Genomic DNA, 21828 nt, shown 5'->3' with positions numbered 1-21828 from the left:
TCCCTAGCTCAGATCCTCCATCTTCACCTCCGGCCCATTCTTCTGAGCCACTTGCTTTAACGGCTGATAGTCTTTTCTATCATACTGATAACCTTCTTCTGTCAGAGGCCAAAGCATAGGTGAAAGAAACATAATAGTTGCTTCATAGCCTTGTAAGGTAGCAGCCAGATTACCGGTTGCTTTAGATAATGCTGCTTCGTTTTCAATCTCATAGGGTCCGTTAAACCCTCTATCTTTAAGTACTTCCACAAAGGCTCTCCAGTCCATGCTATCACTACCGCCAAATCCAGGCAACATCGCCTCGTAGTTATGACGGTCCCACTCATGATCAGGTACAGGCACGCCTGCTTTCTGTGCTAAGGATTTATCTACATCCTGCACCGGATACATTCCTCCCCAATGAATTTGTTTGGAACTGCTCAGGTTACGGGTAGCCTTAACATGCACCCGCTTTACTTTCTTCATATCTGTAGCTTTGATCACCTCTACAGGATCAGTGTGCTGCCAAACATCATGTGAAGGGTCGTAGATTTCACCATGTGCATCACTGGGTATCATAGCATACATCAGCTTACGAGCAGCCAAAACGCCGCTAAGATTATTAAAAGTGCTGGTATAGCCAGCTGACCGCCAGCCTTCCATTGGACAGTTCTCATAAATTACGGTTACTCCCAGATCTTCAGCATACTTGATGATGGGTGTAAATATCTTCTGATACCTTTCCAGGTTTTTCTGGAAGCCATTTTCTTGGTTTCCCAGTTCATGATTGTACCCTACAAAAGTACCTACGGTCACATCATTTTCATCTCCACCCAGCAGGTGCGCGATTCTAATCAGGCGTAGTAAATGATTCTGATTCTTGAGCTGCTGCTCAGGCTCACCACCGATGCAATTTTCAAAGGCCCCAATTGAAGCTTTTAAACCTTTTTCATTAAGTGCATCAATGACTTTACTGGCTGACTCCAGTGTAAAGTTTTCATACTCAAGGTGAGTTGCAACATGATCAGTACGGGTACCATCACGACGAAACACACACAGATCAACTCCTTGTGCACCAACGCTTTTTGCTTTTTGCAGCACTTCAGAGAAACTTAGATTATCCAGTGCGGAACTCATGACCCAAATCGGATTATTCATATGTACTATATTTTAGTTTGTTGAATATTAGTAAAACTTACATTGTGCATAATAAAGCAAGAAAAATATCATTTCAAACTTTAATAAACCGTTAGAGAAAGTAAATACCAAAAATATCAGTCACTGCTTAACGAGAAAATTAAGTAAGATTCTATTCAATATTTTATAAGAAAGAAGCCAAATGTTTTATAACTTGGAATTGTTTTGATGAGGCTGTAGGCATTTATATCGAAACAATTTTATAATTTTCATGTCCGAATCATGAAACGATTTATTCTTTTCTCCTTTTTCTTACTGCTGTGCAGTACTATTTTATTTGCACAGCAAATAGAAAAAATAGATAGCCTTGTTTCACAATTAGCGCTATCTACTAACAGAGAAAAAATTGACCTGTTCAATCAGGTCGGTTGGGAATACCGCCTCTCCTACCCTGACAGTACATTATTCTATTGCCAAAAAGCAATTGAGTTAGGCAATCAGCTTAACACCCAATACGGTATTGCGCAAGCTAAAAATTATATGGGCGTGGCTTCTGTATATCAGGGTAAATATTCTGAGGCTTACACCTTCCATAAACAGGCTCTGTTTGAAGCTAAAGCTACCAAAGACTCTTCTCAAATTGCCCATGCTTACAATAGTCTAGGACGCCTCTTTTACACGCAAGGGGACCAAATTGAATCTTTTGAATATTACCATAAAGCCCTCAAAATTTTTGAGAAGATCAACGATAAACAAGGTGCCAGCTACTGCTATAAAAGCTTGGCTCAACTGTACGCATTACGTAATGAATATGAGCGTGCTGAAGAGATGCTTCAAAAAACCCTAATCATTCGCAGAAATCTTCATGACAACCGGGGCATGGTTTCAGCATATGAGGAGCTTGCCAGTGTATCTCAGCAGCAGTCAGACTACGCACGCGCACATAATTATCTACAACAAGCGAAGGAAATCAGTACTAGCGCCGGAGATCAGATCAGCGTAGCTGAAATTGACTTAAGCATGTCAGGCCTTTATCTGAAACAGAATAAATATAAGAAAGCACTGCTTACCAGTTTGGCTGCCTTGACGATTGCACAAAATGTAAAAAATCAACAGCTATTAACCAATATCAACCTGATACTTGGCAAAATTTACCTTCATAAAGGAAACCTATATACTGCACGTCAGCACTTAGAAAAAGTAATTAAGTCCGCAGAACAAGCTAAACTGTTAGGCCCCCTCACAGAAGCACATTGTTATCTGGCTCAAGTTTATGAGCAACTTGAAGCTTATCAGAAAGCCCTTTTCTTTCATCAAAGATATATAGACTACAAAGATTCTCTTTTCAATGTAGAAAAGGCTAAAAACATGGAACGCCTGGAAACACGCCTCCTGCTGAAACAAAAGGAATATGAATATAACCTGCTTGAGGATTCCGCTGCCCAACAAGAGTTTACACTTAGACAGGAACGGACTAAAAATGTAGCCCAAAGTATCATCATCATTTTGATCCTTACACTCTTGTCTGTAGCTGTCATTTTTTATAACCGCAGCAAAACTCAAAATAGATTACTAGAAATTAGGAAAAGTAAGATTGAGAGACAGCACAATGAGATTAGTTTTCAGAATGAAAAGATAAGCGAACAGTATCTACAACTGGAAGTACAGAACAAAAAGTTAAAGCAACTAAACCAGGAAAAAGATACGCTCATGAATATGGTAGCTCATGACTTGAAGTCTCCTTTAAATCGTCTTTCAGGACTTTCGGATTTGTTACTGTTGCCGGGACAAGATCATGATGAGCGAGAGAGATATGTGACTCTGATAAAAGAAACCTCCCAGGAAGGAGTAAACCTCGTCAAGGATTTACTCGATATGAATGCCTTTACTAATACGCTAGGGATTAATTATTCAAGCGTCAATCTTAAAGCGTTTCTGGATGAGCAAGCTAATACGCATTTATCTAATGCCCGGTCAAAAAATATTAATTTGGAAGTTCACTGCGATCCGGTCATATACTTTCGCTCTGATGTCATATACCTCTCCCGAATTTTAGATAATTTGCTCTCAAATGCCATCAAATATTCGTTTACAAAAACCAGCATTCATCTCATCGGTGAGAAAACAGAAAAGGAACAAGTCGTAATCAAGGTGAAAGATCAGGGGCCTGGATTCAGCCCGGAGGATAAAAAGCATCTCTACAAGAAGTTTACTAAACTGAGTGCCCGACCTACCAGTGGAGAAAGCTCTCACGGATTAGGGTTAGCAATTGTTAAGACACTCGTAGACAAAATGCATGGTTGTATTGAGTTAGAAAGTGAAATTGGAAAAGGAAGCCAATTTATTCTTACTTTTCCTGTAGATGAACAGGTAAAAATTTCATAACTATTCGTTTTTCCCTCTTTTGTAATCTACTTTTCCGCCTACCATCATCATGAGGACGTTTTCATCTTTGATTGTTATGGGCTTGAGGATGTGCTGCTAAGTCACTAGCATGTCAGCAAGTTTACCACTTCCAGCGTGCCTCTGGTATTTTCTTCAGATGAAGAAATAACCGCATTGATGGATTAAGCTATTGACGTTTCTGCTAAAGCTATCTTCCGCTCAGCAAAACAGCACTGTGATTTTTTATCATATAAGGTTCCTGGAGAAACTACAACATAAATTCCTTCAAGAGGGCTTTATATATCCATTCATACATCTGATCAGGATCAGTTACAAAAGGCTGCACCTTCCGCTTAATCTGTAAATGGCTTAAAGAAAGCAGCCGTACATGAATCTAAAAATCCACTATACACCATCTAAGTCTACCGATGCGTAGCCATTTGTCTCCTGCGCCTTGCTTCTGCATTTTTCTCAAAATTCTCCTTTCGGCTTGTTGACGTATAAATCCTGCTAATAAGCTTTCCTTCATCATACAACATTCAAAAGCTTCCAACTAGCCACTCATATGATGCACATTTGGTAAGATTCCGGTCAACTCACTGAATTTTCCTTTATGATTTCTTTCCCGGTTCATCTCCAATATTTCTCCTAATCCTTGCCGTATTTAATGCAGCTGAGTAAGCATCGCACTACGAAACTTGTTTTTAAATCATAAACACTATTGCTATCTCCAATTAACGCTTTGATTCTGAATTGATTACCTATTGCGCGTTTGTCTTCATTTCCAATAGCAATCACTTTAGCATTTATTTGGGTAGAATTGCCAGCCCATAGATCACCATTGCGTAAAACCAAATCTGCTATCTGGTCAGGTAAATTACGATGCGATATACCAATATGAAAAAAAGAATAGAACCAGCATATTTCTCAATAGTGGCGATTAATGCTCTTTATATTCGCCTTATAACCAAGTACAGAAAAATTATAGGGTCTACCATAATAAATACTGTTCGCTACTTAAAATCCATTTCGCTTTACTATCTTAAAATTTTGTAGTATTTAAAACATGATTGCGCTAAATTCTCAAACTGGCAACCATTAATACAGTTGTGTCAGGGTAAACTAAATTTTTCTCTCTAATGAAAAACCACAAGATCAGCCGACGTAATTTTAATAAAACACTAACCGCCGGTATTGGAGGTCTTGGCCTCACTCCTCAAACAACTTTCGCTTCATCTTTCCGGAAGGTTAATCAAGATAGAAAATTGGGGGTAGCCTTAGTAGGATTAGGAAATTACAGTACAGGACAGTTAGCTCCTGCACTACAGGAAACCAAGAATTGCTATTTGTCCGGAGTTGTGACGGGTACGCCCGCCAAAGAAAAAGTTTGGGCAGAAAAGTACAACCTACCTGAGAAAAATATCTACAACTATGAAAACTTTGACAACATAGCAGACAATGAAGATATAGATATAATATATGTGGTGCTGCCCAATGCCATGCATGCCGAATATACCGTTCGTGCTGCCCAGGCAGGTAAACATGTCATTTGTGAAAAGCCTATGGCTATCACCTCAGAAGAATGCCAGCAAATGATAAATGCCTGTGAGAGAGCCAATGTAAAATTATCTATTGGTTACCGACTACATTTTGAACCTCATAATCAGGAAATCATGCGCCTGGGCCAGAATAATGTAATGGGAAATATTATGTTTATTGACTGCGGCGCAGGCTACCTGATGGGAGATAACTGGGACCAGTGGAGACTTAAGAAAGAACTTGCCGGAACTGGTGCACTTGGTAATATGGGAGTGTATGCCATACAGGGAGTAATCTATACGGTAGGTGAGAATCCTCTTTACGTACGAGCCCAGGAGTTCAAAACTAAACCAGAGAAATTCAAAGAAGTCGACGAAACCGTTACTTTTCAGTTTGAGTTTCCCGGTGGAACAGTGGCCAACTTACAAACAAGTCATAATGCACGTACAAACAGACTGTATGCTTCCTGTGAAAGCGGATGGTTTGAACTTGATCCGTTTTCACCCTACGGCGGTATAAAAGGTAGTAGTAGTAATGGTCCTATAGTGTATCCTCAGGTTAATCAGCAGGCTTTGCAAATGGATGATTTTGCTGATTGTATTCTCAATGACAGAAAAACACCTGTGCCAGGTGAAATGGGAAAGCGTGACGTGCAGATTATTGAGGCAATTCTGGAATCTATAGATACTGGTGAAAAAGTTATGCTGAGTGACCTAGCGTTCTGATGTTGATGCTAAGAATCAGTCAGATTAGCCAACAAAAAAAATATCTAAGGGAGATGATGTCGCCAGACTTTCATCTACATGCTAAGTAAAAAGCTAAATTATTGACTCATTCTTTACCAACTATCAAAAAAATTATCATTTTTTTAAAAATTTATTACAGGGAAAAAGCTAAGTTATTCAGTATAAATGACTTATATCTTTAATATCATTTTTTAAAAAAAAGAGAACAAAATATGCTTTATTTTGATGCTCCTGTAAATGCAGTATATATATGGTATCAAAATGCCAACAAATATGGATATTAGCTTGAAAACATATAATCATTGGAGACTTAAAATATTGCTTAAATGATAACAATCTGCCTGATTTTCAAGTAGTTTAAGTAAAGTAAGTGTTGCAATTTTCAACATATTTTTCTCTAAATTTGGGACATCACTTAACAACAGTAATGTTTGACTTAAATCCGTTTTACAATGGCTAAAACCACAAAGACCACAAACTCTACTACAGCGAAAAAAGAGACAGCTCCAAAGAAGGCTGCAGCTACTGCAAAAAGTCCTGCTGCTACCAAAAAAGCTGCTCCTGCTAAGAAGGCTGCACCAGCAAAAAAAGCGGCTGCCAAAGTAGATCCCGCAGTAAAGCTTGAAAAAGCCTGCAAAGATGCTGCTGCTAAATTTCAAAAATTAGATGGTGAAAAATACAAAGAAATTCAGGAGAAACTTGAATGGTGTATAGGAAGTTACAACTATGATAAGAATCCGGATGGCTTGGTACAGTATGGAAGCCAGGCAGCTGATTTATTGAAAGAAGTAAGAAAAGATAGTCCTAAAAAAGTTTCCAAGAAACTGGTTGACGATCTTGATAAAGCTTTGGCTAGCTTCTAATGCAGGTTTATTTCTGATCAAAAGATAGACCCCATCCTTACATGCTTTCCTACCTTTTTCTATTCAATTCTTCTCTTTGATGACTTAAAAGTCTGGGAGTCCTCCCAAAAAAATGACGTGTAGATGGTTAGCTTTTTTTGATCGCTATAATAAACATATTGCGACTAAGAAATACATCAAGAGCTACTCTTAATGAGTAGCTCTTTTTTATTATGGCTTGTATGTTTTTACTTTTTGGAGTATCATAGTAGCTTACCTGAACCTAGCTTAAGCCCGATGACACCCAGACCAGTTCTATCCCTTTTGTTTCTGTTTTATTCTGCTGTATTACTGGCACAAGATGAAGTCCCAAGGGCCCCAGAAAGAACTGAGGGAGAGGGTCCTTTTAAGCAATTAATTATTCGCGGCGCTACATTAATCAATGGTGCTGGCTCTCCTCCCATAGGACCAGTAGATGTAGTGGTTGAAAATAATCGTATCACTGCGATCAGAACTGTGGGCTACCCCGGAGTAAAGATAAATAAAGACAAGCGACCTGAAGCGATTGAAGGATCAAAGGAGATAGATGCCAATGGCATGTACTTACTTCCTGGATTTATTGATATGCATGGTCACATCGGTGGTTCCGGGCAAGGTACGCCTGCCGAATATGTATTTAAGCTGTGGATGGCCCACGGCATTACCACCATTCGTGATCCTTCATGCGGTAATGGTCTGGAGTGGGTACTAGATCAGAAAGCGAAAAGCAATAGTAATCAGATCACCGCACCCCGAATAGAAGCTTATTCTTACTTTGGACAAGGACTGGAAAATGGTGTAAATTCACCGGAAGAAGCTCGTGCTTGGGTACAATCCATCGCTGAAGAAGGCGCTGATGGCATCAAGTTTTTCGGTGCCCGCCCCAATATTATGGAAGCAGCTTTGGATGAAGCCAAAAAGTATCAGCTAAGGTCTGCCTGTCACCATGCTCAACTCAACGTAGCCTGGCTTAATGTGCTCCATTCCGCACGTATGGGGCTGACAAGTATGGAGCATTGGTATGGGCTGCCGGAAGCCTTATTTACGGATAGAACCATACAGGATTACCCGGCAGATTATAATTACCAGAATGAGCAAGATCGTTTTGGAGAAGCCGGTAAGCTTTGGGAGCAGGCCGCTGAACCTTATTCTCAAAAATGGAATGCTGTCATGGATGAACTCATTGCTCTGGACTTTACCCTTGATCCTACATTTAATATTTACGAAGCCAACCGTGACCTCATGCGTGCCCGTACAGCGGAGTGGCATCAGGATTATACTCTTCCCTCACTCTGGAGTTTCTTTGAACCCAGCCGAATTTCACATGGATCACATTGGCATGACTGGGGCACTGAACAGGAAGTGAACTGGAAAAAAAACTATCAGTTGTGGATGACTTTTGTCAACGAATACAAAAATCGTGGAGGAAGAGTAACCACTGGTTCCGACTCGGGCTTTATCTACCAGACTTATGGATTCGCTTACATCCGGGAGCTTGAATTGCTTAGAGAGACAGGGTTTCATCCGCTGGAAGTGATCAGGGCAGCAACGCTCAAAGGAGCAGAAGCTTTGGGTAGAGCAGATGAGATTGGCTCCCTTGAGGTGGGCAAGCTTGCTGATATGATATTAGTAGAAGAAAACCCATTGGCCAATCTGAAAGTGCTGTATGGAACAGGCGCAGTCAAACTGAATGACAACAATGAAGTAGAACGCGTAGGAGGTGTAAAATATACCATTAAAGATGGCGTGGTGTATGATGCCAAGCAACTACTCGCTGATGTAAAAGCCATTGTGGATGAGGCCAAGGAGAAAGAAGGAATCAATGAACTTGCCCAACCTGGAGCAGGAGAATAAATCAGCTTCAGCAAAAAAGAATAGTGGGAATTAGCTCCCACTATTTATCAAATGATCTTTTACAATTCTTTATACTTCTTTCCTCAACACTTCCAGGGGAGGATTATTGACAATCTCTCTGCTGTTGGAAAGTCCAATCAGCACGGTTAAGCTCGTGATAATAAAATAAGTAAGTACTACTGGAAGTATAGTAGGTGAAAAGGGGGTTTCAAAGCTGAATTGTGCCAGCACCCAACTGGCAATCAGGGCGATGATCACCCCGGTAAATGTAGCCAGACTACCCAGGAAAAAATATTCCAGTGCATTAATATTCAAAATCTGTCTGCGACTCGCACCAATCGTTCTGAGCAGTACACTTTCCTGTATGCGCTGGAACTTGCTGATGATCACTGAACCTATCAGCACGATAATCCCTGTAATGATACTGAAAAAGGCCATAAACCGAATTACGAACGAGACTTTACTTACAATCTCATCAATTGTCTTTAAGATCAATTGCAGGTCTATAACAGAAACATTGGGATACGACTTGACCACTGCCTGCTGGAAAGTGGCTGCCTTTTGATTAGACTCTACCCGGGTAATCAATACATGAAATTTAGGCGCTTGTTCCAAAACACCCCGGGGAAACACAACCAGAAAATTGGTCTGTACCCGCTGCCAGTCTACTTCCCGGATACTTCCCACGTAGGTTTCAATAATTGCGCCCTGCACATTGAATGTCACCTTATCTCCTATGTCCACTTTCATATCTTCAGCGATGTCATCTTCCAGAGAAACCCATACCGTATCTTGAGGAGACTTTACTTCACCTCTCCATTTTCCTTTCGTGATAGTTTCTGAGTCAGTAAGACTATCTCGGTATGTGACTCTGTACTCACGGTTCAAAACCCAGCCCCTGATGTGCTGCGAAGTATCTTCTCGGATTTCAGGTATTGTCATACCTTTGATGGCATGCATACGCATAGAAACAATCGGCACTCGCTGTAATATCGGTAGATCATAATTGCGGGTAAGGTCTACCAGAGATTCTTCCTGATCGTCCTGTATATCAAAAAGTACCATGTTTGGTTGATCTTCTTTAGCAGTCAGCTCAACTTTTTCTAATAACAGGTTCTGTACGAAGAATAGCGTACTGATCAGCGCCGTTCCTAAACCGATCGTGACAATCAAAATCAGGGTCTGATTATTTGGACGATAAAGGTTTGAAAGACTTTGCCGCCATACATAGTGCCAGGTGGTAGGAAAATATTTTTTCACTGCCCACATCATCAGCTTAGCGATACCTCCCAGGAGCAAAAAGGCAACGACAACTCCCAAGGTAAACAGTGCGGCCTTATCCCATTCTCCTAACTGGAAATAGGAGAAAATTCCTACGAATACCACTACTAGCCCGATGATGATTAATTGTAATGGGTCACTCCCCTCACTTTCCTCATGAGATGCCCGGATGGTACGTAATGGAGAAATTTTTCGTATAGAAATGAGGGGTAAAAGCGCAAAGAGAATGGAAATGATCAAACCGATAAGTACACCCTGGATGATAGCTGGCCAGGAAATGGAAAGATTCACTTCTACTGGCAATAGCCCTGCAAATATCTCAGGCAATACAAATTGGATGCTTGCTCCCAAGGCTGCTCCGAGTATAGAGCCCAACAGCCCCATGATAACGATTTGAATAAGGTAAATCCCGAACCCATACTTCCCTTTACCTCCCAGGCATCTCAGAATAGCCACGGAAAGCAGCTTCTCACGCACATAAATGTGTACAGCACTGGCAACCCCTATACAGCCCAGTAAAAGTGCGACAAAAGCTACCAGGTTGAGAAATCCGGTCAAGTTTTCATAAGTCTCTCCTATCTCCTCCTTACGCTCTTCTACATCATCAAATCTGAGATCCGCTTTATCCAGAAATGGCTCAATTGTTTCATCCAGCAAAGCCGTAACATCTGTACCATCAGGAAATTTTAGATATAATTTATAATTGAGCCTACTGCCTTTCTGCAACAAACCTGTTTCTTCCAGGTATTCCATTGGAATGTAAACCGGAGGCGCCACAGTAGCAGTAATTCCCGGCTGCCCAGGTACCTTATTGATTCTTCCCTCCAACAAAAAAGAAAGCTCTCCTACTTTGATAGAATCGCCTGGCTCAGCATCGTACTGTAGCATCAAAGTATTGTCTGCCAGGGCCTTCAGTTGACCGCGAAACTCCCTGCTGGCAGAGAGTGGTTCAGTTTCTATATCTCCGTAGTACGGATACTCACCTTCCAAAGCCCTTACCTGCACTAAGCGGGTACCATCATTTTTGGGAAAAAGTACCATAGAAGCAAAACTAACTTCGCGAGACTGTTCCGCATCCAATGCATCAAAAAACTGAACTGTAGAGTCAGGGATAGGCTGGCGGCTTTCCACCACCAGATCTGCACCCAGCAGGGCTTTAGCTTCTCCCTCAATATCCTGTTGCAGGTTATCGCTGAAAGAGTTGATGGCTACCAATGCCGCAATCCCCAACACAATACTACTGATGAATAGCAGTAGTCTTGAACGGTTTTTACGGCTATCCCGCCATGCCATTTTTAATATCCAGGAAAAACTGGGCTTTTGCTCGTTCATAAGGTAAGGCTATTTTTCTTTCAACTGATCTATTTCCTGCGGCTGGGCGTGCAGACTATTCTCTACTATCTTGCCCCCTTTAATACTCACAATCTGCTGCGTTTTACGGGCAAGGCTCATATCATGAGTTACCAGCACTAGTGTGGTGCCCGCATCCCGATTCAGTTCAAATATCAGTTGCTCTATATGCTGGCCGGTCTCTTCATCCAGGTTACCGGTAGGTTCATCAGCAAATAGGATAGCCGGGCTGTTGGAGAAAGCCCTGGCAATAGAAACACGCTGCTGCTCTCCCCCGGAAAGTTGTGTTGGAAAATGATCTTTTCGGGCAGCAAGTCCTACTTTGTCTAATAAGTCAATCGCGATTTTACCTGCGTTTTTTTCACCGCGAAGCTCCAGAGGAACCATTACATTTTCCAGAGCCGTAAGGGTAGGCATCAGGTTAAAATTCTGAAAGATAAAGCCTACATATTTTCCTCTTACTTCTGCTCGCTGATCTTCATTGAGCTTATCTAATGTTATTTCATTAAGAATGACAGAGCCTGAGCTGGCACGGTCCAGGCCGGCACATAGGCCTAATAGTGTGGTCTTTCCACTACCGGAAGGCCCTACGATAGCGCAGGTATCACCCTTTTTAATTTCCAGATTGACTTGATCCAATACAGTCAGTTGATGATCACCACTGCGGTAGGTCTTGCTAAGGTTTTTTACTTTCAGAATTGATGACATAAAATATTATGCTTATTTGCGAGATTTAACTATTGTAGCGCCGTATAAGTTATCAGAACAAAAATTATTACTAGCTCGTAAAGTCCTTTTACTTATGATGACAAAAAGCTTGAGATATTATTGTATACCCAGGAATTTCAGCACCCTCTTATTGAGTACGGCCATTTCCCTCATGCTGTTTTCCTGTGGACAGAAACAGGAACAAAGTACGGCAGATTCAACCACAGATACTGAGAATACAGCCCAGGAAAATGTTGAAAATACAACAAAAAGCGAGGATAAGAAAGTTATTCTGTTTTTTGGAAACAGTCTGACTGCTGGTTATGGTCTGGAACCCGAGCAGGCATTTCCTGCTCTAATTCAGAAAAAACTGGATTCATTGAATCTGGACTATCAGGTAGTGAATGCAGGCCTGAGTGGAGAAACAACGGCCAGCGGAGATTCTCGCCTGGAATGGGTGCTTGAGCGGCAGGATATAGACATTTTTGTGCTGGAGCTGGGTGCCAATGATGGCCTGAGAGGTATTCCTACTGAAGAAACCAACCGTAACTTACGCTCAATGATTGCCAAAGTAAAAGAGGCAAATGCTGATGCCAAAATCATACTGGCAGGCATGATGGTGCCTCCGAATATGGGACCTGAATACTCCAATCGTTTTCAGAAACTTTATCCCGCAATCGCTGAAGAAGAAAATGTGATGCTAATTCCATTTCTGTTGCAGAATGTCGCGGGAGAAACTGAGTTAAATCAGGGTGATGGCATCCACCCTACTGCCGAAGGCCAAGAAATTGTTGCCAACAACGTTTGGCAGGTAATGAAAGATGCTATTGAAGAAATTCCTAATTCTTAAACATTGATATGACCCAAATAAGAAAAATACCAGTAAGAGAATTTTTTAGAAATCCCGAAAAGTCCGGTTTTGACTTGTCGCCTGATGGGGAATATATCTCCTTTCTGGCTCCCTATAAGGACAGGATGAACATCCATGTACAGAAGATAGGCGAAGACAATGTAACACGGATCACAAGTGTAACCGAAAGAGACATCGCTGGCTATTTCTGGGCAGATGATAATCGTATTGTATACCTGAGAGACAATGGTGGAGATGAAAACTACTACCTTACTGCCATTGACAAAGACGGCAATAATGAAAAGGTGCTTACACAGTTTGACAATGTACGTACTCAGCTGATTGATGATCTGGAAGATTTTCCTAACGAAGTCATTATTGGATTGAACAAACGTAAGCCTGAAGTTTTTGATGCCTATCGGCTGAACCTTGCCAGTGGTGAGATGGATATGATTGCAGAAAACCCCGGTAATATCGTAGGCTGGCTTACTGACCATAATGGTGCCTTGAGAGTAGCTATGACATCGGACGGCGTCAATACCACATTGCTACACCGTGAAACAGAGGAACAGGAATTTAAGCCCCTGCTCACTACCAATTTTAAGGAAAGCGCCTCTCCCCTTTTCTTCACTTTTGATAACAGAAACCTCTTTGCTACTTCTAACCTGGGAAGAGACAAATCCGCTATTGTCATACTGGATACTACGAGCGGAAAGGAAGTAGAAAAAATATTTGAGCATCCGGAAGTAGATGTAAGCAGCCTGAGCTACTCCAAAAAGCGAAAAGTCCTGACCGGTATTGCTTATACTACCTGGAAAACCGAAAGAACCTATCTGGATGATGAAGCAAAAAAACGCTACACATGGCTAAAAGAAAAACTAGGTGAAGTTGAAATCGCCATTACCAGTCACAATAAAAATGAAGACAAATTTATCGTACGCACCTATAGCGACCGCACTTTGGGGAGCTATTACTTCTACGATCAGTCTGCCCGGACATTAGAAAAGCTGATAGAGGTAAGTCCGTGGCTTAAAGCAGATGAAATGGCTGAAATGAAACCTATTACTTATCGGTCCAGAGATGGCCTTACCATCCATGGATACCTTAGCTTGCCTCTGGAAAGAGGCTCAGGCAAACTTCCGCTAATAGTCAATCCCCACGGCGGGCCCTGGGTTCGTGACAGTTGGGGCTTCAATCCTGAGGTACAGTTTCTGGCTAACCGGGGTTATGCAGTACTGCAAATGAATTACCGCGGTTCTACCGGCTACGGCAGGGCTTTCTGGGAAGCTTCTTTCAAGCAGTGGGGACTCAAAATGCAGGATGACATCAGTGATGGTGTAAAATACCTGATTGATGAAGGTATCGCTGACCCTAAGAAAGTAGCCATTTACGGAGGAAGTTATGGAGGCTATGCTACCCTGGCCGGTTTGACTTTCACACCAGAGCTGTATGCATGTGGTGTTGATTATGTAGGGGTGTCCAATCTTTTCACTTTTATGCAAACCATCCCTCCTTACTGGAAACCTATGCTGGAGATGATGTATGAAATGGTAGGCCATCCGGAAGAAATGAAAGAGCAGTTTGAGCAAACCTCACCTGCCCTGCAAGCGCACAAAATAAAAGCGCCCCTGCTTATTGCTCAGGGCGCTAAAGATCCACGTGTCAACAAAGCTGAATCTGACCAGATCGTACAAGCCCTCAAAGAGAGCGGCATAGATGTAGACTACCTGGTCAAAGAAAATGAAGGACACGGTTTTCATAATGAAGAAAACCGCTTTGAGTTTTATGAAGAAATGGAAAAGTTTCTAGCCAAACACCTGGCTTAAGGACTATCCCAGTTATACAATACTTCGGAAAATTCCAGGTCCTGCAGATCTTCGGGGTGTATGAAGAAATTACCAATTCCTTCGTCACCCCACAATATGCTGTTATGGTCTGAATCTATCTGAAGTAATAGCATGGCCTCTTCAAACTCCTGAACCAATCTGGGGTCTTCCTGAGTGAAGTGTGCATATCCACCCAGTTTATGTCCATTCCCTTGAGCCAATCGGGCATATGCTCTGCGTACTTCAACTTTGTCATTGCCGAAGCGGTCAAAAAAGTCAAAAGCAGGAGTACCAAAGTATTCATCGAATGCTCTGTCTGTTGGAGAGACTGGCGAATATTGAATCTCAAAACGCAGTGTATGACTTTCCAGGACCGGCACATTATCAAAATCAGGAAAATCAAAATCTTCCTGGGCATTATCAGCATCTACATCCTCAAAATAAATTATTTTGTAGTTGGCCTGATCAAAAGGATCATCCATATCCAGTCCGTACATATTATCATCTCCAACATAAAATTGAAGGATTCCTTTCTTAGGAAAGCCTGCCAGATGCGGAACTTCTTCAAAATTGATCTGAGCAAGCATAAACAATGGCTGCCCATTATCTCCATTGGGGTATTCATAGCCCTGAGGAAGATAAGGGAACCCGCCAAACTTACTCTGCGTCAGTTCAAGATCATTATCAGGCTTGGCAAAAATTCTGACAAAAGGTTTTACCGAAGATTCAATTTGCTTGCGAAAAGGCTCCAGCAAAGCAGGAATTTGTAACTTAGAAGACATCATAAAGTCAATCGCGACTACTCAATTATTGGTTTTGGGTAAAATTATATTTATTTAAAAAGCCCCCCTAAGGAGTCTCCGAATTGTCCTTTCAACATATCACCAATATCCTTGCCATCTCCGCTTCCGCCAAGCATAGACATGAGGCTTGCCTGATCAACTCCTTTTTCCTGAGCTGTATTGATGAATTTGCCTAAAATAAATGGAATCGCATAATTAGCGATTGTACTCGAAAGATTAGGATCCAGACCCAGCTTAGAACCCAAGTCTCCTGCGTATTTTTTGATAATATTAGTAACAATAGGATTACTGCCAATCTGCTCTTTATTCTGAAAAAGACTCATCAGCCCCCCAATATTCCCTCTGCCTATTTCATCTTTTACCGTTTCAAAAATATCATCTTTGGCAATTGCGACAGCATCATCCACTTTGTCCTCTTGCATACCAAAATCTCCGGTAAACTTTTTGGAAAGCTCACCCTTTAATGAATTAATTATCTGATCAAGCATATGTTTTCTTTATTGGTTTGTAAAAAAGTATATGATTAAAATACTGATAAATATATTATCAACAATAAAAAGAACTCTCCGATTTATCAAATAGTTATCGCGTCACAATTATCCATACAAGCTAATACTTTTACTACCTCCTTCATTTTGAGGCTATAGTAGATATTTTTCCCCTCTCGTGAGCTATTCAATATTCCTTTGAGTTTCATGTTAGATAAATGGTGGGAGGTAAGTGATTGCTCTGAATTCAATGCTTCACAAATCTCATTTACCGACAACTTAGTATGCTGAGAGAGTAAATCTACCACACTTAGCCTTAAAGGGTGAGATAAAGTTTTCAGAATAAAAGCTACCTTTTCTAACTTCTCGATACTTCTCTGTTTTTTTGTCACAGACTCCATTATGATTTTTACGAAAATACGTTGAATTGTTAAGAAATTAACGTTTGCACTATGAATTTGTTCTTTTTCTGGGCATTGCAAAAATACATACGCTTACATTAGACAGCAGTAATTATTTAGCTACCTTTGCCGCCATAAATCAAATCCACGCTAATAAAAGCAAATTTGGATATCATGAGAAATATTTATTTTACTCCCGGTCCGGCTGAACTATATTTTACAGTAGAGGGACATATCAAAAACGCACTAAAGGAACAGGTTCCCTCCATTTCTCATCGCAGCAAAGCGTTTCAGAATATTTATCAGGAAGCTGTGAGCAATCTCAAAGCAGTGTTGGATGTACCTGAAAATTATCATGTTTTTTTCACAGCTTCGGCTACCGAGATATGGGAACGTATCATTCAGAATGGTGTAGCCCATAAAAGCTATCACTATGTCAATGGGGCCTTTTCTGAACGTTTCAAGGCTACAGCAGAAGAATTGGGCAGGAAAACTGAAGGATCTATAGCCGAAGAAGGAAGTTGTAGTGCACCTACCCCTGAGCATATCTCCTCCGATACCGAGCTGATTGCTTTTACCCTCAATGAAACCAGTACCGGTGCGTCACAACCTCTGGAAGATATATATGCTATCCAAAAAGCTCATCCTGATAAGTTGATTGCCGTGGATGCCGTTTCCGTTTTACCGCATTCACTGCTTGATTATACGAAAGTTGATAGTGTTTTTTTCTCAGTACAGAAAGCTTTTGGCTTACCGGCTGGACTTGGTGTGTGGGTCGTAAGTCCGCGAAGCGTAGAGAAAGCGCAACAACTTGCTGATCAAGGTTTGAGCATTGGCTCTTACCATTCTTTGCCTTCACTACTTGCCAAAGGAGAAAAAAATCAAACGCCTGAAACTCCTAATGTGCTTAACATTTATCTGCTGGCCAAAGTGTGCGGCGATATGCTGAACAAGAGCATAGTGAAGATCAGGCAAGAGACTGAATATAAGGCAGCCCTTATGTATCATGCTGTAGAGCAACACCCAAAGCTAACTCCTTTTGTAAAGAACAGTATTTATCGTTCAAAAACTGTTATAGTGGCAGAAACAGAAGTGCCCTCTTCAGAAATTATTGATGAACTGAAAAAAGATGGCCTGATCATAGGAAGTGGATATGGTGCCAACAAAGCAAAACATATAAGAATTGCCAATTTTCCTACACATTCAAAAGAGCAGTTTGAACTCCTGGTTGATAAAATAAATGCGCTGAAATAGGCTCTCGGTCTAATAATTGATAGATGAGGGTAGAATAAATTAATAATATACCTTAAACCAAGTTATATATTACACGTATAACGTTTGTCTTGAATTAGAAATTAGCAATTAATGAAACATGGTTTATTTTACATCTGTTACCCTTTCTTAAAGACAAAGAGTATTAAATCAACAGATTGATAAAAAGAACCTTATTCAAATAGCAATATGTATCCATTAAAGAAAATTTTGGTAGCACTTGATGCAACCCCCATGGATGACACTCTTATTGAGTTTGCCTCGTTCCTGGCACAATCAACGTCTGCCGAGTCTGTTCATTTTGTGAACGTGATTAAGAACACTCAGCTTCCAAATGCTTTGAGAAAGGAATTTCCTAATCTTATGGAAGATGCCATCAAAGATCGTAAAAAGCAGATGGAGAAAAAGGTAATTGAAAGGTTTGATATGACAAATCAGGAAATTACCGTAAAGATTACCGTTGAGCAAGGACTTCTTCCCTCCAAGCATATTCTAAAGCTTGCTGAGAAGCATAATATAGATGCCATTGTAGTAGGAAGAAAAGAGATGCTTAAAGGCAGCAGCGTAGTAACGCAGCGCCTGGCACGCAGAGCTACCTGCTCGTTATTGATAGTACCTGAAAAAGAGTACTCCAGCATGAACCGTATTATGGTGGCTACCGACTTCTCAAAAGATTCACTGGTAGCGCTGGAAGAAGCCATATCCGTAGCTAGTTATGGCAAAAATGAAGGAAGAGAGGTTGAAATTATTTGTCATCATGTGTATCAGGTACCCGTTGGCTATCATTACACAGGTAAAACTTTTGATGAAAGTAGTGAAGTCATGCGTCAAAACGCTGAAAAGAACTACAATAAGTTTATTAAGAAAGTTGACACAAAAGGAGTTAAGGTTACACCTCTTTTCTCATTGAGCAGACAGGAAAGCCCGGTGTCTACGATTTATGAGAAAGCGGTTGAGCTTAATATCAACTGCATTGTAATTGGTGGAAAAGGAAAAGCAGCTTCTACTGCATTCTTCCCCATTGGAACCAATACTGAGAAGCTGATCAGTATGGATGCTAATATTCCTCTACTAATCGTAAGGCCTAAGCACAAAAATGCCGGTCTGATGGAAATGCTTCAGAGAATATAAGTACCAACAATTGAATAATATGAAGTGAGTAGTACCTGGTGCTACTCACTTTTTTACTTTCAGGGCCAGCAGGTTTCCAAGTTGGCAGGCTGTCCTCTCCAGGTTCTCAGCGGTATGAGCTAATGCTTCATCCAATAATTGCGGTCTGGGGCCAATAGGAAACACGGCATCATATACTTCATAGTCCTTAGAACGATAGTTTTTTGGCAAGCTACCTGCCAGCATGATCACCGGTTTCTTATATGTTTTTGCCTGACTTGCTACATAATAAGGGCCTTTGCCTGCCTGCGTCTGCTTATCCAATGCGCCTTCGGCAGTGATGACCAAATCAGCATTTTTCAGATCTTGATGAAATCCTGTACGGGAGAGCAGATAGTTGGTGCCATCTACGAGCTCAGCATCAAAGAAACCATACAGTGCCGCTCCCAGGCCACCAGCTGCTCCCGTACTTTCCGCGAACATAAAGTTTCTACCAATCTGCTTCTCAAGAAGATATGCCACTCTTTCAAACTGTTCTTCCAGTGTTTTGACCATACTTTCATCAGCCCCTTTCTGCGGACCAAATACAGAGGGAGCCTCAAGTAACTTATTGGTTACATCACAGGTCACCACGATTTTTACTCCCGCTAGTCTGCTATCCACACCTTTTAAATCCACTTCGTGCAAAGCCTGTACTCCCGCTCCTCCCTCAGGTATTGAGTTTCCTGATGCATCATACATTTTTACCCCTAAGGCCTGTGCCATGCCTAGCCCTAAATCTACCGTAGCACTTCCCCCCAGGCCTATGACAATTTCCTTGACACCGGCATCCAGGGCTGCTTTCATCAACTGACCTGTACCAACTGAAGATGTTTTCATGGGATTCAGTTCTTCCTGCTTAAGCAAACGTATACCGGATGCCTCAGCCATTTCTATTACCGCGGTCTTACCATCATGGATCAAACCGAATGAGGCTACTACTTTACGTCCCAGCGGATCATCCACTTCAGCTTGCCTGATTTCTCCTCCCTCCTGACTCAGCATTACGGTCAGCATGCCATCTCCACCATCAGCAATGGGTTGCTGAAGGCACTCAACTTCTAATTTACTATTGTTCAAACCTTTAGCGATGGCTTCTGCTGACTTTACAGCGTCCAGACTATTTTTAAAAGCGTTGGGTGCGATGAGTACTTTCAATTTCAGTAGATTTAAGTAGAGCATGAAGATAAAAAATAATCTTAGGGCTTCTACAGGCTTTAGAGATTAATCTGTTGTGCCATGCCCATGTCTTTTGTAGTATTGCAGCCTTAATCCTTACTCATTTTAAGCGTAAAGATAAATCGTAAGCGAAGCAACCGAAGTAGCAGAAAGAATAAAAAATATGAGAAGATTTTTACTCCTGATATTTGGGGGCATAGTGTTTTCCACACACATCAGTATCGCCCAGGGAGACAGCACAGTGATTGAACTGAATAATCTTACCATCACTGAAAACCGTATGCAAACCCCTTTTTCTGAGTCTGCCCGTAGCATCTATGTGGTGAGCCGGGAAGAACTGCAAAAAATGCCTGTGCAAAGTCTGAACGAAGCTTTGAGCTATGTACCAGGGGTTGATATCCGGCAGAGAGGACCGGCGGGTGTGCAGGCCGATGTAAGCATACGGGGAGGCACCTTTGAACAAACCCTGATCCTGATCAACGGTATCAAGATGAGCGATCCGCAAACGGGCCATCACCTGATGAATTTACCACTAGATATTGATAATATAGAGAGAATAGAAGTCCTCAAAGGACCTGGAGCACGTATCTACGGGCAAAACGCTTTTTCCGGAGCCATCAACATCATTACCAAAGTACCTTCAGCACCCATGGCAATATTTAGCGGCTATGGAGGAGATTTTGAGACTTTCGGGGGAAATGTATCTGTAGCTTTGCCCGGTGAGCAATACGGTCAGTATCTCGCTGTTTCCCGCGACCAGTCAGAAGGCTACCGAGCCAATGCTGATTACAGGATTACCAATGCTTTCTACCAGTCATACCTCCAACTGGAAGAGGGTAAAATCAACTTTCTCGGTGGCTATACCCAGAGGGCTTTTGGTGCCGCCGGTTTCTATGTTCCTGACTCTGAAGAGTATGAAGAAGTCAATACGCTCTTTCTCAGCGCTGACTACGAGTTGAAGAAGGATAACTGGACTCTGCAACCCCGCCTCTACTGGAGAAGAAATCATGATGACTATGTCTTCATCAGAAGTGATCCTGACTTCTTTAACAATCTTCATACCACGCATGTGGGGGGCGCTGAAGTGCACTCTACCTACCGCAGTGATTTTGGACTCACCGGTCTTGGTTTGGAGTACCGTTATGAAGATATCAACAGCACCAACTTAGGCGATCGAAACCGTAGCATGCTGGGGATCTTTGCTGAACATAGATTTTATTTATTCAACAGACTGGATATTACCCCCGGCTTATACCTCAACTGGTACTCAGATTATGGCTGGAACCTTTTCCCCGGCCTGGACGCCAGCTATGAGATTTCTCCACAATGGAAAGTCTTTGCAAATGTTGGCCGCTCTTTCCGTATTCCTACTTATACCGATCTTTACTATGCCGGCCCCAATAATATCGGTAATGACCAACTGGAACCTGAAGATGCCATCACTTACGAAGGAGGGCTCAAATATTTTAAAGGTAGCTTTTGGGGACAATTAAGCTATTTCAAACGCGACGCCTCCAACCTCATTGACTGGGTAAGAAGTAGTGATGAAGTACCCTGGCAACCCCAGAACTTCTACAATGTAGATATACAGGGCATTGAAGCCGGACTCAATTTTGACTTTTCAAAATCAACGGCTGCCTGGGTTAAGAAAGTAAACCTCAACTACACTTATCTGGATGCCGAACTCCTGAATACCGAAGGCGTAGAATCGCGCTATGCGCTGGATAACCTGAATCACCAACTTATCTTGGGCATTACGCATAAGATTATTGGCAGGCTGAATCATTCGTTCCGTATGCGCTATCTGGATCGTGCTACCCTGAGCAATTATACGCTGCTGGACAGCAGGATATTCTACCAAAATGAGCGCTTCAATATTTTTGTGGAAGCGACCAACTTCACCGATACAGAATATCGTGAAGCGGGCTATGTGCCTATGCCGGGACGCTGGTTCAGGGCAGGCATTACTTTCAAAACCGGCCTGGACCTTCAATGATTTT

General features: G+C 41.7%; 16 protein-coding genes. 9 read left to right on the top strand and 7 right to left on the bottom strand.

Going from position 1 to position 21828, the window contains the following annotated elements; all coding sequences use genetic code 11:
* Positions 1-3: 3 nt before the first annotated feature.
* Positions 4-1137 (bottom strand): sugar phosphate isomerase/epimerase family protein, encoded by a 1134-nt coding sequence (locus tag OKW21_RS06875; protein WP_277478585.1) that lies wholly within the window; start codon positions 1135-1137, stop codon positions 4-6.
* A 261-nt stretch (positions 1138-1398) separates the two neighbouring features.
* On the opposite strand from OKW21_RS06875, the gene OKW21_RS06870 reads away from it, so the two are divergent.
* The 4 genes from OKW21_RS06870 (at position 1399) to OKW21_RS06855 (ending at position 8521) form a co-directional block, all read left to right on the top strand.
* Positions 1399-3501 carry a tetratricopeptide repeat-containing sensor histidine kinase gene (locus OKW21_RS06870; RefSeq protein ID WP_277478582.1) on the top strand — a complete coding sequence of 701 codons (2103 nt, stop codon included), beginning with the start codon at positions 1399-1401 and terminating at the stop codon, positions 3499-3501.
* Positions 3502-4640: 1139 nt separating this feature from the next.
* Positions 4641-5765 (top strand): Gfo/Idh/MocA family protein, encoded by a 1125-nt coding sequence (locus tag OKW21_RS06865; RefSeq protein WP_277478580.1) that lies wholly within the window; start codon positions 4641-4643, stop codon positions 5763-5765.
* A 473-nt stretch (positions 5766-6238) separates the two neighbouring features.
* Positions 6239-6649, top strand: a complete 411-nt coding sequence (locus tag OKW21_RS06860) for a hypothetical protein (RefSeq protein WP_277478578.1) — start codon at positions 6239-6241, stop codon at positions 6647-6649.
* A gap of 276 nt (positions 6650-6925) precedes the next feature.
* Complete coding sequence (locus tag OKW21_RS06855; RefSeq protein WP_277478576.1) at positions 6926-8521, top strand: amidohydrolase family protein; 1596 nt, start codon at positions 6926-6928, stop codon at positions 8519-8521.
* A gap of 69 nt (positions 8522-8590) precedes the next feature.
* Here the strand turns inward: OKW21_RS06855 and OKW21_RS06850 are convergent, their stop codons facing one another.
* Both OKW21_RS06850 and OKW21_RS06845 read right to left on the bottom strand, forming a co-directional pair.
* Positions 8591-11134, bottom strand: coding sequence for an ABC transporter permease (locus tag OKW21_RS06850; protein ID WP_277478575.1), 2544 nt, complete (start codon positions 11132-11134; stop codon positions 8591-8593).
* A gap of 9 nt (positions 11135-11143) precedes the next feature.
* Positions 11144-11860 (bottom strand): ABC transporter ATP-binding protein, encoded by a 717-nt coding sequence (locus OKW21_RS06845; RefSeq protein WP_277478573.1) that lies wholly within the window; start codon positions 11858-11860, stop codon positions 11144-11146.
* Positions 11861-11954: 94 nt separating this feature from the next.
* On the opposite strand from OKW21_RS06845, the gene OKW21_RS06840 reads away from it, so the two are divergent.
* Together OKW21_RS06840 and OKW21_RS06835 are read left to right on the top strand one after the other, a co-directional pair.
* Complete coding sequence (locus tag OKW21_RS06840) at positions 11955-12710, top strand: arylesterase (protein ID WP_277478572.1); 756 nt, start codon at positions 11955-11957, stop codon at positions 12708-12710.
* A gap of 8 nt (positions 12711-12718) precedes the next feature.
* Complete coding sequence (locus OKW21_RS06835; protein WP_277478571.1) at positions 12719-14536, top strand: S9 family peptidase; 1818 nt, start codon at positions 12719-12721, stop codon at positions 14534-14536.
* Here OKW21_RS06835 and OKW21_RS06830 read toward each other — a convergent pair.
* The 3 genes from OKW21_RS06830 to OKW21_RS06820 all read right to left on the bottom strand — a co-directional run bounded on the left by OKW21_RS06830 (position 14533) and on the right by OKW21_RS06820 (position 16228).
* Positions 14533-15321: a YwqG family protein gene (locus tag OKW21_RS06830; protein WP_277478568.1), complete on the bottom strand. Its 789-nt coding sequence runs from the start codon at positions 15319-15321 to the stop codon at positions 14533-14535. The genes OKW21_RS06835 and OKW21_RS06830 overlap by 4 nt on opposite strands.
* Before the next feature lie 47 nt (positions 15322-15368).
* Positions 15369-15827, bottom strand: a complete 459-nt coding sequence (locus tag OKW21_RS06825) for a DUF937 domain-containing protein (protein WP_277478566.1) — start codon at positions 15825-15827, stop codon at positions 15369-15371.
* A gap of 86 nt (positions 15828-15913) precedes the next feature.
* On the bottom strand, positions 15914-16228 hold the full coding sequence (locus OKW21_RS06820; protein ID WP_277478563.1) for an ArsR/SmtB family transcription factor: 315 nt from the start codon (positions 16226-16228) through the stop codon (positions 15914-15916).
* Positions 16229-16402: 174 nt separating this feature from the next.
* On the opposite strand from OKW21_RS06820, the gene OKW21_RS06815 reads away from it, so the two are divergent.
* Positions 16403-17482, top strand: a complete 1080-nt coding sequence (locus tag OKW21_RS06815; RefSeq protein WP_277478561.1) for an aminotransferase class V-fold PLP-dependent enzyme — start codon at positions 16403-16405, stop codon at positions 17480-17482.
* A 207-nt stretch (positions 17483-17689) separates the two neighbouring features.
* Entirely contained in the window at positions 17690-18631 is a 942-nt protein-coding gene (locus OKW21_RS06810; RefSeq protein ID WP_277478558.1) for a universal stress protein, read from the top strand.
* A 45-nt stretch (positions 18632-18676) separates the two neighbouring features.
* Here the strand turns inward: OKW21_RS06810 and OKW21_RS06805 are convergent, their stop codons facing one another.
* Positions 18677-19807 (bottom strand): glycerate kinase, encoded by a 1131-nt coding sequence (locus OKW21_RS06805; protein ID WP_277478556.1) that lies wholly within the window; start codon positions 19805-19807, stop codon positions 18677-18679.
* Between the two features lie 184 nt (positions 19808-19991).
* Here OKW21_RS06805 and OKW21_RS06800 point away from each other — a divergent pair, with 184 nt between their 5' ends.
* A complete protein-coding gene (locus OKW21_RS06800) occupies positions 19992-21824 on the top strand; it encodes a TonB-dependent receptor plug domain-containing protein (RefSeq protein ID WP_277478555.1) in 1833 nt (610 codons plus the stop codon).
* Positions 21825-21828: the final 4 nt, after the last annotated feature.

It is taken from the genome of Catalinimonas alkaloidigena, from assembly GCF_029504655.1.
In the GTDB taxonomy this organism is placed as follows: domain Bacteria; phylum Bacteroidota; class Bacteroidia; order Cytophagales; family Cyclobacteriaceae; genus Catalinimonas; species Catalinimonas alkaloidigena.
The sequence above is the reverse complement of the archived record's forward strand: the minus strand, read 5'-3'. Positions and strand labels throughout refer to the sequence as shown.